Origin of the sequence: Saccharicrinis sp. GN24d3, from assembly GCF_052400645.1 — a bacterium.
In the GTDB taxonomy this organism is placed as follows: Bacteria; Bacteroidota; Bacteroidia; order Bacteroidales; family Marinilabiliaceae; genus Saccharicrinis.
This window is the reverse complement of the sequence record NZ_JBQTGI010000012.1, coordinates 186,319-199,158: the sequence shown is the minus strand read 5'-3', so window position 1 is coordinate 199,158 and position 12,840 is coordinate 186,319. Positions and strand designations below refer to the sequence as shown.

9 protein-coding genes are annotated in these 12,840 nt (G+C 39.9%); 2 read left to right on the top strand and 7 right to left on the bottom strand.

The window, feature by feature from the left end:
* Positions 1-2 precede the first annotated feature (2 nt).
* Complete coding sequence (locus ACT29I_RS15645) at positions 3-1,214, top strand: hypothetical protein (protein ID WP_430935460.1); 1,212 nt, start codon at positions 3-5, stop codon at positions 1,212-1,214.
* A 305-nt stretch (positions 1,215-1,519) separates the two neighbouring features.
* Here the strand turns inward: ACT29I_RS15645 and ACT29I_RS15640 are convergent, their stop codons facing one another.
* The 4 genes from ACT29I_RS15640 to ACT29I_RS15625 form a co-directional block, all read right to left on the bottom strand.
* Complete coding sequence (locus ACT29I_RS15640; RefSeq protein WP_430935458.1) at positions 1,520-3,169, bottom strand: DUF1501 domain-containing protein; 1,650 nt, start codon at positions 3,167-3,169, stop codon at positions 1,520-1,522.
* A 177-nt stretch (positions 3,170-3,346) separates the two neighbouring features.
* Entirely contained in the window at positions 3,347-5,011 is a 1,665-nt protein-coding gene (locus tag ACT29I_RS15635; protein WP_444793907.1) for a DUF1800 domain-containing protein, read from the bottom strand.
* Positions 5,012-5,366: 355 nt separating this feature from the next.
* Positions 5,367-6,215, bottom strand: coding sequence for a DUF6599 family protein (locus tag ACT29I_RS15630; protein WP_430935454.1), 849 nt, complete (start codon positions 6,213-6,215; stop codon positions 5,367-5,369).
* A 125-nt stretch (positions 6,216-6,340) separates the two neighbouring features.
* Positions 6,341-7,540, bottom strand: coding sequence for an aldo/keto reductase (locus ACT29I_RS15625; RefSeq protein WP_430935452.1), 1,200 nt, complete (start codon positions 7,538-7,540; stop codon positions 6,341-6,343).
* Between the two features lie 198 nt (positions 7,541-7,738).
* On the opposite strand from ACT29I_RS15625, the gene ACT29I_RS15620 reads away from it, so the two are divergent.
* Positions 7,739-8,350: a leucine-rich repeat domain-containing protein gene (locus tag ACT29I_RS15620; protein ID WP_444793906.1), complete on the top strand. Its 612-nt coding sequence runs from the start codon at positions 7,739-7,741 to the stop codon at positions 8,348-8,350.
* A 41-nt stretch (positions 8,351-8,391) separates the two neighbouring features.
* Here the strand turns inward: ACT29I_RS15620 and ACT29I_RS15615 are convergent, their stop codons facing one another.
* The 3 genes from ACT29I_RS15615 to ACT29I_RS15605 are packed head-to-tail and all read right to left on the bottom strand — an operon-like array spanning position 8,392 to position 12,454.
* Positions 8,392-8,757: a hypothetical protein gene (locus tag ACT29I_RS15615; RefSeq protein ID WP_444793905.1), complete on the bottom strand. Its 366-nt coding sequence runs from the start codon at positions 8,755-8,757 to the stop codon at positions 8,392-8,394.
* Positions 8,758-8,776: 19 nt separating this feature from the next.
* The gene (locus ACT29I_RS15610) at positions 8,777-9,394 is read right to left on the bottom strand and encodes a DsbA family protein (protein ID WP_430935446.1); all 618 of its coding nucleotides are present in this window, start codon (positions 9,392-9,394) and stop codon (positions 8,777-8,779) included.
* On the bottom strand, positions 9,395-12,454 hold the full coding sequence (locus ACT29I_RS15605) for an AsmA family protein (protein ID WP_444793904.1): 3,060 nt from the start codon (positions 12,452-12,454) through the stop codon (positions 9,395-9,397).
* Positions 12,455-12,840 lie beyond the last annotated feature (386 nt).

Genomic DNA, 12,840 nt, shown 5'->3' with positions numbered 1-12,840 from the left:
ACATGATGCAACATAGTTACGTTTTAATATACAGTTTAGTTCTAACATTGTTTTTATGCTCTTGCGACATTAGAAACAGTAATGTAGAACCCGAATACAATTTTGTTAAGGTTTACGATGATGAAGATGTTACCAAGTCTTATTTCCCTGTAGGCGCAATAGAAACTGATGACGGAAGCATCATTATATTATCTGCCGTAAATGATTCGCAGAGCACAAACTACCCTACTATTCATGTGATGAAAACGGATAAAAGCGGAAACCCGGAATGGGAAACGAACGTTGATCCCGCTTACGTTAGTCCCGTCACGGGCCTACTGAGTTTTGGGGGCGAGATACGCTTTGTATGCATGGACGATAACTCATTTATAGCACAGGTAATGGAGATAAACACCGTTACAGGTGATGTTACAGAGGTAGGCGATATGCCCGATAGCTATCCGCTTGCAGCTCATTACTCGCCGGAAACCAACACACTTGTGATAGCATCGTACGATGGAATTGGTTACAATACCATGATTACCGGATATGATGCTTCTTTGAATTTATCCTTTGAGCTTATCTCACCTACCAACAAGGATTTTTCTTACGATATTTTTCAGCACTTAAAAAAACAGCGTGCTCCTTTTCCCTTTTTCATCCATTCTTTTGAAAACAACGGGATAACCTACTACGGCGTAAATGCTTTTTCAAACTATACCTTATCCTTGCTTTTTGTGAATCACAGCAGCAAAACCATCAGCGGCAGGGTAAACGGATACCAGGAACAAGGTGGAATAGGCGCAACGGTTAATAAGGCAGATGGAGTGTTTGCCATTGCCAAATCAAAATTTAATATTGGAGATATTGCCTTTGCTACAGAAGCGGCCATTGATGTTAACGGTATTCAGAACGTGACCCAACTTGAAGATATAGCTTATCCTGAATTATCGACAAAATCGAATGTTAAAATCGTAAAGGAAGAGTTGAATGGGAAAGAAATGTTGGTATATGCCGCCACAACCAACAGCAATCAATTGGCATTATACTTTTTTGACGCCGAAACCAATGAATTAAAACTCACCGAATACCTGGGACATACTAACCCTGTAGAAATATCCAGTTTCTTTAAAGCCAATGACGGTGGACTTATAATTGCCGGAAAAACAATGGTAGCAGGAAGATACGAACGTATTATATTATACAAAGTGGCAACGGATGAGATGGATTTTTAGTTATTAGTTGATTAGTCAATGGTATAGTTGACTTTAAAAGTGACGTTTTCAACAAACGAAAAATGTTGTCATTTAAAGGTGTATGGACCCGAAGTTAATAAACAATTCAAGGGTACGGGGTGTCGCTTCGCTCCATATTCGGCATTCAGCCTTGGGAAACCAAACAATACAAATTGATTAATATAGGAAGCATAGGCTAATTTACCCCCGGTCCCTTCGTCTTAGACGCAGTACTTCCCCCGGTTTCAGAACCAGGGGAAGAACCAATGACTCTAATATCCATTGACCAATGACTGAACTATTACCTATCTTTTGACAATAATCTTACCGCTTTCCGTGTACTGTTTTGTTTCTACGGAGAAAAGATATTGGCCTACCGGAAGGTTGTTTACCAACAGGTAAAAATTGTGATCCCCATAATTCAGGAACTCTGTTTTATGCAGATACACCACTCTGCCATTTACATCAAAAATCTTTATTTTGGCACTGCCGGGCATGGGCATCTTAAATTGAATAGTCAATCTATCGGAAACAGGATTTGGGAAAGCTATGGCATTAACAAAACCCGCTTCCAGCTCTCTAACACCGATATCCAGGCCAAAAATATCAATCCTGTTATCAATAAAATCGCTAAAGCGGGCTACCTCCAGGGTTTCTTTGCTGGCTCCAAACCAATCCTGTAAAACGGACGTATATACCTGACGATAATCGACCTGGTACTTCATATTCCCCCCAATCAAATCGCTGAGGTCGGGATTGTCGCCTACCACCTGGCTTTTCACGGCTTTCCCAAAAACAAATACCGGGGTTGAGCTTCCGTGGTCGGTACCGTAACTATCGTTGGATTTCACCCTACGGCCAAACTCGGTAAAGGTCATGGTCAGCACTTTATCCTCCAATTCCATATTGGCCAAATCATCCTGAAAGGCTTTAATGGCCGATGACAAATGGTACATTAACGAAGCATGTATTCCAAGCGTAGAATCGTTCTCGTCCACCTGATTCCCATGTGTATCGAACCCACCCATGCGGCACATAAAAATTCGCGTTTTAATTCCGCCTTTCAGCAAACGGGCTATCAGCCTAAGCTGACCCGACAGGGCATTTTTCTTATATAGCGCCAAGGTGGGCGCAGGGTATTCTGTAGGGTAATCAACGGTTGAGTTAGAACCATTATCGTACACTTGCTTTAAGCGCTCGGCATAAACATTCGACATACCTTCGAACTGCCACAGATATTCCAGTTCTTCACCCGCATAACCATCGGGCTTATGCAAGGTTGCATTATCTACCCCCACCCCGTTAATCAGCTCGTAAAATGCTTCGGGACTTTGTACGTTTAATCCAATGGGTATTCCTTGTTCCCTGTGAAAAGCCAACGACATGGCACTCCCCATCTCTATGGCAACGGGATCTTTCATGGTCTCACTTGGAAATGCATCCGGGTAATTGGGGTATTCCAGATTAAGGAACCTACCCATCCATCCCGAAGTGACATCAGCCTGGTCTTCGGTACCATCCAACCCCATAAAAACCAGGTCGCGCCCTCTAAAATGCGAACCGTTCATATCGGGGTAACCCACATTCTGAATAACAACTGCCTTGTCTTGGTCATACAGTTGCTTGAAATGAATCATATCAGGGTGTAATCCTACCTGTCTGCGCTCAGGAATGGATTCATCTACGTTAATATAACTGCGCTCCCCATGATCGGGCAGTGCGATATTCGCCCTCAAATTATAATATTCGTTGTATTGACCAATGGGAACCAACGAGTTAAGCCCATCATTACCGCCATGTAACTGAATAAAAATTAGCACATTTTCGTTATTACCTTCCAACGCGGCTTTGGCCATGGCCGTTGTGGGCATCATCGCCCTCACCGGTACACCACCTAAGGCAAAAGTACCTGCAGCTGTTGCACCTATATTTCGTATAAAACTTCTTCTTTTCATATTGATTAGCATTAAGACAAACGAACACAAAGACGCTGGGACACAAAGTTTTTTTTTAAAATAACTACCCCTGTTTATCTCTGTTTAAATCTTTGAAAGGATGCTGTCAAATATAATTCCCACGCTTACTTGCAGATTATGGTGAACTCATATTTGGCAATACCTTGCAGCGATTAATTAGCACAATTGGTATTCAGGCGACTGCATAATAGCATTGATCAAGATCAAAATACGGGATTCAACGGTGGTTTTATATTGGCTTGGATCAGAAACATAGTTGTTCCATTCCGCGGTCCACGCCGATACGTACAAACCATCCAGAAACACGGTGGTCAAAAAGAAATCACGTCTTTCCGCAGCTATCGGGAATGGAATCATCAATTCTATCAATGCATCAACCAGGATATTAGCATCCGCAGGAGTAGAAATTGCACCACCGTTCTCAACCCAGGACAGGACATCTATTTTAATGCCTAGAACTTCGCCCTTGGGGTTTACTCCATTTAAAATATACTCGGCAAACTTATATCTGTATGCCAACGTATGAGGCCTGATCCAGTTTCGGCTGTAAATAGGGAATTGATGATAAGCCGGATAACCTGCCACTTCGAACGGCTCGTAGAAATTAAGCCCTTGTTCTTCTATAAATTCAAAAATACCATCGATATATACCGTATTGTACAAAGTATCCAAGTCAGCAGGAACATTTACATCGAACAACCGCAAAGTTCCTAAAATAAGATCGATAGGGGATTTGATGATAGATCCAATGATATTATTGGATGTTGCTGCATCATCCACATCGTAAAAATGCTGGCTGCTTAACATGGCTTTTACCAATGTTGGCATATCATAGCCCGAGGATTTAAACTGGGCGGCCAATGGCACGATTACATTGGCCTCAATGTCATTATCAATCATATAATAAACAAAAAAGCGGTAGAGTTTGCGGGTGATAAAGCGGGCCGCTTCGTCTTTATCAAAAATCATCTCAATCATCTCATCAAACTCTTGCCTGGCCGCATCGCTGGTAGCATAACCGTTACTTAGTGCTGATGGTGCTATTATCCTGTTATCGAACCTGCTGCTAAACACCTTTTCTCCGGCGTCGTGCCTGTTGGCAATAAAAGTGTCACCGCTTTCCACTTCTCTTAATACACCTGTGGGTAATTGTGTATCTTCATTTATATTTCCAAAAGAATGGTCAACCTGATATCCTGTCAAAATCCGTGTAGCGGCCTTAATATCATCCTCGGTGTAATGGGTATAATCGCCCAGGCTCACCTGTGGTCCCCGACCAATGGAATACAGCTCGAACATCTCCCGTGCAAAATTTTCATTGGGACTGCTTACATCGTTGGTGCCATTATCTAAATAAATAAGCATGGCATTATCCATACAAATGTGTTTAAACAGCTCCTTGAAACTGCCAAAAGCGAATTGCCGATACAAGGCATTCTGATAGTAGATCATTTCTGATGATTCCACCAAACTGCGCCGAACAGGTAAATGGGTGTGAAAAAAGTAAGTTAACCTTTCGGAGATATTAGTTCCCGAATTTCGCATCTGTTCCAGATGGCAGATAATAAAATAATCGGTCAACTCTTTTTGCCCGCTGTTGCCTCCTGTTGCTGCAGGGTTTAACCAGGTTTCACCAGTCTTTAAATCGACGGGTAATTCGGGCGGAGCAGGCTCCGAGAAGAGTTCATTCATGGCCTCATCAACAGTATAAGAAGCAAACTGTTGAATGGCCGCCTCAGTAGGTCCAAAAGTAGCCCGCCGTAACAGATGGGCCGCATTTGTTCTTCCTAAGGCACCAGATAATTTGTCTGTTGCTGCCATTAAGTTGTGTGTTGTGTTGATTTATTTAAAGATAACGAAATTATTTTTCCAATAGTATTTCAGGTAATGGATTACTTGTTTGAGTGGTGGAATTGAAATACGGATTGATCATTTTTTGTCCACAGTTTAAAAGGATTTAACAGATTATTGGCATTTGACAATAGTAAATAATACCAATTAAGATTTGAATGAAGGTTTTAACAAACTTGCGACAGATGCAAAAACAAAATGGACAACATTATAATTCCAAACAGCCAGAAGTGCATTTGGAATTCACGCCAACGGCTCACCCCAATGAACAAAAATCATTTTCAAGATTCAGGCACCCGAACTTTATTGGAACTGGAACTATTGTTTATTTTGCATTTGTCAGCAAGTCATTTAAAAGCTGCTGATGTTTTTCGGGTTCTTTGGAGTCTAATAGACCGCAAATCATACCCCGATCATATACTAGCACTACCTTACCAATATATGGGTCTGCAAACACATATTGCTTTGGCTTAAGCTTTTTTTTGTATTTAACTCTATCGAAATATTTTTCAAGTAGGGTTTTACACTTCTCATCGTTCCCTTTGTAGGCAAACAAACGGATTTTTTCTCCAGCATTATTGTATTCTACCGTACACACACCATCAAAACCGGTAAGGCCTATAAAGTTTTCTGCCATATAGCGTTCGGAATAATCAATTTTGTTTTCATTTGGAAACCAATTGAACTGCATCGGTAAAGAGCAATCTTTGCAGATGGATGCTGCCACCCTCCTTGCAAAAGTCAACAGCTCTGTTTCATTTACTTCGGGTTGTCCATTATATATTTTCACATAATAATCTCCTGCTAGAAGAAACACCGCTCCCCCATCAATAAATCCTTGTGCCCCAATATTATTTATACTTGCAGTTTGAGGCCTTTCCTCGGAATAGATACCAAAGGCCAGCATTGGATTTCCATGACGGTAAAGCTCCAAGGTTAACATTTGCCCGGATGAATTTTTATAATCGACCACCCACAAATCCTTGAAATCATAACCCAAATAAAAATCGGATGCACCATTGATATAATCGTAAAGGTTATCGGGAGAAAAGTATTGTTTTTCACCTTCAATGTCCCAGGCATTTATGTTGGCAAATTTGGTTGGATAAGATTGGGAGAAGGCAGAATATTGGATTGATAGGATTAGGAGTAAAAATAATTTTCTGTAATTCATAAGTAAATAGGTTCTAGGATTAAGGGATAATATCTTGTTTACCTGACGCTTAATTAAGACGCCTTCTATTAGGTATAGGGAACGGTTCTGATTCGCATTAGATACAGAACCGTTCCATTGCCCTGTTACACGATAAAATCGTCAGGCACGTCCATTAAACGGCAAATATCTTGTACTCTTTCGCCCACGGCAAAATCCTTAACACATGTTACCGTGCACTCATCACAGTTTGCACAAGCATTACTATTGACCTCCATGTGCGACAACAAGTCTTTAGCCTGATTCATATCCCGATAACCATAAGTATACATGTACGAACGCATTATTTCGGGGATTGGCAGATTGTTTTTACACATTCCTTCACAATGGCTGCACTGATTGCAGTATAAGCCTGCCACATCACGGGCATAGTCCAGATCTTTTTCTTCCTTTTTGGTCAGCTTAAGATCTTCCATTACCGAAAAGCTTTCTTCCAGATGTTCGAAAGAAGTGAATCCCGGAATAGCGGTACAAATATTCTCGTCGAGCAAAGCCCATTTTAGTGCCGCCCTGGTATTAACAGGCGCCGTTTTTTCTTTGTCCAGAAATCCCCCTGCCATGGTTTTCATGGCCACAAAACCGATTCCTTTGGCAGCTGCTTCTGCTATGGCCAGTTTTAATTCTTCGCGGTGGTCCTGCTTAAAGTTGTATGCAGTTAGCACCACATCGTAAATACCAGCCTCTACCGCTGCCCTGATAACATCTGGCTCGTTTTTATGTGTTGACACCCCTATAAACCGAGCCTTCCCTTGCTCTTTGGCTATTTTAACCGCTTTCAATATTTCGGGATGAAGAACTGCTTGCTTTGTTGAGAGAGCATGCACATACAGCAGATCCACCTGACGCATCTGTAAACGCTCCAGGCTTATATCAAGCATCTCCAAAAACTTTTCGGCTGTAGCTTCTTCATTTATCAACCCGGTTTTTCTATCCATATCCTGACAGTACACTTTGGTGGCTATAAAAAACTTGTCCCTGTCGTGATTTTTCAACACCTCCCCTATCATAACTTCATTTTTACCTTTCTGATATCCATGAGCTGTATCAAAGTGAAGGATTCCTTTGGCGATACCTCCTTCGACCAGAGCCTTGCCATCACCCCGCATGGCACCAAAACTAACAATGGGAAGTTTTACTCCCGTACGTCCTAGCGTCCGATAAATTATTTTTTGTTCTTTTTTAGGCTTGGCTTCCGCGGTATTTCCGTTTAACAACGTAACTCCTGCCAATCCGGCAGCTGTTACTTTAATAAAATGACGTCGGTTGTTCTTGTCTTTAGTTTTCATGGTTACACGTTTTATGGGCGTATGTAAGTTACTAAAATTATGGCATATCTGAAATTTACAGCACAACTATTGCACGGACATACATTTGCCCCGACAGATTGATATCCATAATATTTATTTGAGTGGAATTTTAATTTTTTTAAAACAATAAGTATATTCCTACGTATTTCACATACTGGTTATACAAAGAGTTATTAAATGGGAGATATACATATTATTGAAGAACTAAGAAATCAATTACCCAAAAAGCTGAAAGAAGTCAAAAGGGTAACCTGGTTTTTACGTGGATATCAACTGAACGATTTGGGACATGTTACCCACCTGAGCATCTCAAAGTTCGGGCTTCAAGGACAATGGCCCAAAGCCCTTTTTAAATTGGAGCACCTTGAATTCCTGGATATACAGGATAATGAAATCACTGCGATACCCACAGAAATCTCTAATTTAAAAAGTTTGAAGTGTTTGGATATCCGCGTGAACCAACTCAGCTCACTCCCAACATCTTTAGTTAAAATGCCGATGTTAGAAAAACTCTACCTGGGTGACAATGCTTTTCAAAAAATACCTGTGGTTGTAGGCTCGTGTCCCTCTCTTTGCACCATTGATTTTACCAACAACCTGGTTTCAAAAGGCTGCGAACATCTGTTTAACTCTAAAACGATAAAAAACATTTACCTGAAACAAAACAAGCTTACTTCATTTCCGTTCCACTTAACTGAAGGTAAGAATATTGAAGATTTAAACCTGATGGAGAACCAGGTTTCGAATATCCCCGAAGAAAACAAAAACATTGCGAATTTATTATATTAAAAAATGGCTGCCCAAATAAAAAGCAGCCATTTTTAGTCTTTCTAATTGCAGGCAGCACAGGCACGAGCTTCTAAAAGCAACTTTTGCGTAACACTTTCCAGCTCAGCCTTAAGCGCATTAAATCTGGTATCCGAAGATTTCAAGTCAGCCAATGCGCCCACAGCACAGGCATTCACAATAATAATATCATATGCACCTGAACAATCAGTCCCTTCACAATTATAATCTACGCCGTTATACGTCCAATAACAACTCTGGTCCGTGCAACAGGCGTTAACATCGATTGAAGGGCCACCATCTGGACATTCTGCATCCGGGTTTGAGCAAAACTCATCAGACTCCTCTTCCGCACATGAAAAGCACACCCATGAAGTCATCAACATTAAAACAAATAGTTTAGTTTTCATTTTTCCCATCATTTATTGATTAAAATTCTTCCTTTAAAATTACATCTAATTCTTTAAACGGCCTATAACCACTATACACTCTATTATTTATAATCAGGCAAGGAGTTCCGCTTAAATTATTTTCTCTGAACAACCTGACATTCTCTTTCAAATATGAGAAATCTTTGTTTGACACTATACATTCCGCAATTTCATAATTTTCTGCCATTATATCGTCAATTAATTCACGAAAATCCTCAGAAACAATTACCGAAGGATTTGTAAGAAGCAGTTCGTGAAATTTATCGTACGAACCATATTGAGCAATACAACTAGCTGCCTGTAGCGCATATAAAGATGATGGATTTTCTCCAAAACTAACCCATTTTACCACTACCTTAGCCAATCCACTATCTAAATATTTTTCCTTCAATTCCGGAAATGTTTTCAAAAAAAGATATCTACAATATTTACAATCATATGAAGCAAACAAAAAGATAGTATTGGCAGAGGAATCATTTCCAAAGACCACGTCCTCATAACTCTGGACCAATGGTATCTTCAGCTCCGAAACGCTATCTTTCTTATCTCTTGTGCAAGACAAAAAAAATAAGAAGAGAATGAATATTGTTTTAATGATTGCTGTTACAAGTTTCATTTATTCTTTATCTTCAACACTGTATTTAACCAACCTAGGATCAAACCTAAAACTTACCATTTGTTCTTGTAAATTCACTTTTGCATCCATTCTAATCCTATCCGGCCTATTATCCAAGCCTGCCTTATATTTGCCATTCTCAAACTTAGACACTACATAAATGGGTCTTTTCCCATCTCTTACTTCATCTTCTTCAAAGCCATTTTCCTTTGCCATTTTTTCAAGTGCGGCTTTATCCTTTTTTGACAGTAGCTGGTTCAAGTACATTTTTAGATGGTATGTATAATCTTCACCAAAGCTATACATTCCAAAAAACATAGCATCAAACGATGAAGTTTTGATGTTAGTACGCGGGAAATACATCTTATTCTTGAAAAGAAATAAATTACTCTCTATCGTACTAAAAAACAACTTATCCAAACCGTCCAGTTTAATCGCTTTTATTTCTTCGATTTCCATTATTGGTTTAACATTGATAAGTGCTCCATTTTCTATCTTAACATTTCCTTTTAAAAGCATTTTCTCGTAAACGGGACTGTAATCTACCAAAACAATTTCTCCATCCATAGCACCGGACAATGTGCCTTGAACATTTTCTTTCTTGAAATCTTCCTGATCGATATAGGTTTCCAGCTCAAACATCATTCTGGATACATCCAGATTCTTTACTTCGCTTTTAAATTGCATGAAATCCCTAAAACTCCTTTCAGCTTCATTTTTCACGGACGGATCCTCTTGAGCCATATCATAATTGACAGAAAGTTTAGCCTCCCCACCAAAAACGTTGCAAGTTAAATCCTTGGCTACATAAAAACTTTTTTCCACGTCAACCAAAAACTTAGAATCTATATTTTCTGCCAAAATATCTTCATACTTAAAGCTTTTGGCTCTGGCTCTTCCTTTCGCTTTAACGGTGTACTTCTGCACATAAGGTTGTTCTTCCTGTTTCGCCTTTATACCGGCTTCGGTTACTTCTTCCAAATCGGGCACCGTATCTATCATAAAAGCCTCAATCCAGGCATAGTCCAAATCACCAACTTCGAAATTACCGTGCACCCTCAGTTCTTTAGGGTTATTTAAAACAGCTCCGGTATACACATTGGAAACGGTGGTGGAATCCGCAGAGAAATCAAGTCCCAGGTAATTTCCCGACACCCGGTTCATCCACACACTGTCGTTTTTGTAAGCTATATTTCCCGATAACATTTTCACGTTCATCAGGGTATCCGGCATATTCAGATAAACATTATTCATGCGCACCTTAAACTGGCTATTTTCAAATAGCAGACTCATGGCCTGGTCTGCAACAGAATCCATGTTAAAAGAACCTGCAGAAGCCAAATTAGCCCCTACTTCACCCGACATGCTATTGGCTAACGAGTCCGGCAACATTCGATATATTTCAAAGAGGTTTACAGATACATCTGACTTTAAATCATACTTCACATCTTTAAATCCATCAATCTGTCCCGAAGCCGAAATATAGGAGTTTGCAGTTGCCATAAGCAGGCTATCTATCTGCAAAGACATATTTTCGTAATCGCTAATTTTTCCTGCGAATGAACTTGTCAAATATCCTTCGGTTATGCTAACGTTATAATCGGGAACCTGCAGCCTTATAGCGCTTAATTTTATGTTTTTGGGGCGATATGCCAAAACTCCACCCAATCCTTTAATTTCGGGAACAGAATCCATCCGTAAGCCCACATTTTTTAGACTCAGATTTAATTGGGATCTATTTAAAAAGTACTCCGTAAAATCATCGGTAATAGAATCGGGCAAGACTCCCGATGTGGCCAAGCTTGCTTTCAGGTTCCCGCTAATATCCGTCACCAAAGAATCAGGAATAAACGGTTGCAACTCGCTCAAATCGACTGAAGCACTTCCCGAAATGTCGTATTGTGGTTTTATGGGATTTATAATTTTGGCAGACAAATCGATGGAACTCTTGTCTGTTTCAGCATGAAACTTTTTAATATTTAAAACGGATGATTCCAAAGTCGCGGTGTACCCATTGGAAAAATGAGCATGAAGGTCTATGCTCTTTAATTCAGGATATGTATCATAATTAACCAAGCCGTCTGCCAGCGTTAAATCCATATCCACTTGCGGCAATGTATTGGCGGTAACATAACCTTGGGCAGTGCCTTCCATCCCAACCTTGCCCAACACTTTGTTTAACTTCAGGTCAGCAATCATTTTTTGAGGCAGGATGGACATATTTTCGGCGACATCAATCTCCGAACCTGAAAACTTAACATCAATTTGAGCACTGTCTTTTTGAACAAGGGTGCCGTGCAGGCTAATTTTGGCGTGCCCTGTATTTAATACAAAATCGGAGATACCAATGGTATCGTTTAAAGCAGTAACCGAAAAATTCAGTTTAGTATCGGAAAGACTATTGCAGTTATAATCGCCATAACAAAGCTCCTTTACCACCAGTTTTCCTCTGGTGGCTGCCTTAAAGCCTGTAGGTTCTACCTCCCCGTTCATTTCCAATTCGGAGATATGAACAAGTGCTGAAGTTTTTAGCAGGTCATCAACATACTCCAACTCAATGTTCATAAGCTCTAACTTATCCAATGTATAAACCCCTTGTACTTTTGTGGTGTCCTTAGTGTTTTCGATGGTTTTTGCACGACCTCCCTTCAGCAAAAAATCAAAGTTACTTCTTCCCAAAGAGTCAACTAAATATTTTGCTTTTACATCTTCAATCTCGATTTTTTTTACCAGGATATTGCCTTTCATCAACTGAATCAGATCTACCGAAGCATAAAGCTTTGAGATAGCTGCTACCGTATCAGGTCGGGTTCTGATGGAATCATTAGTTCCCCTGCTCAACATGATCAAATCGTTAAACTCGATGGTAGCATAAGGAAAACGATATAGCAAGCTAAAATCAACCTCGCCAACCTCAAGGGGAACATCAAAGGTTTTAGCACCTTTGTCAATGGCGAGTTTAATGATATCTTCTTTAAATATTTCGGCAAGAATAATCAAGAGGAGAACAAAACCTCCTGCAATTAAAAATAAATTACGAACTAATCGCTTTTTTGACATAATTAAAAAAGTATCAAGTAGTAAGATTTAGGTAAATAGACTTACTGTAACGAAGGTAGGAAAAATAGGGAATTGAAATGTTAGGTTTGAAAGAAAAAAGAAATTATTCGGCACGTTTTATACCGGATTATGTATTGGGGGTTCGTCATGAGCATTGCAAGTACAATAAAACAAGGCATTACTGAAACGAGGCATAACTTGTCCCGATTACTTTCGGGAGCACCGCTCTGGTGAGTTGAAGTGATGCAACGAAGTGTCTTGTTTTAAAGTAATTTTAATGTGTAATAGAATTTCTAATGCATATTGGAGGGTTTATCGTTAGCGGCTATACATAAATACTTTTACCTATTAAAGTGGTCCTACGTTACAAAAAAAGACCCCCGAAG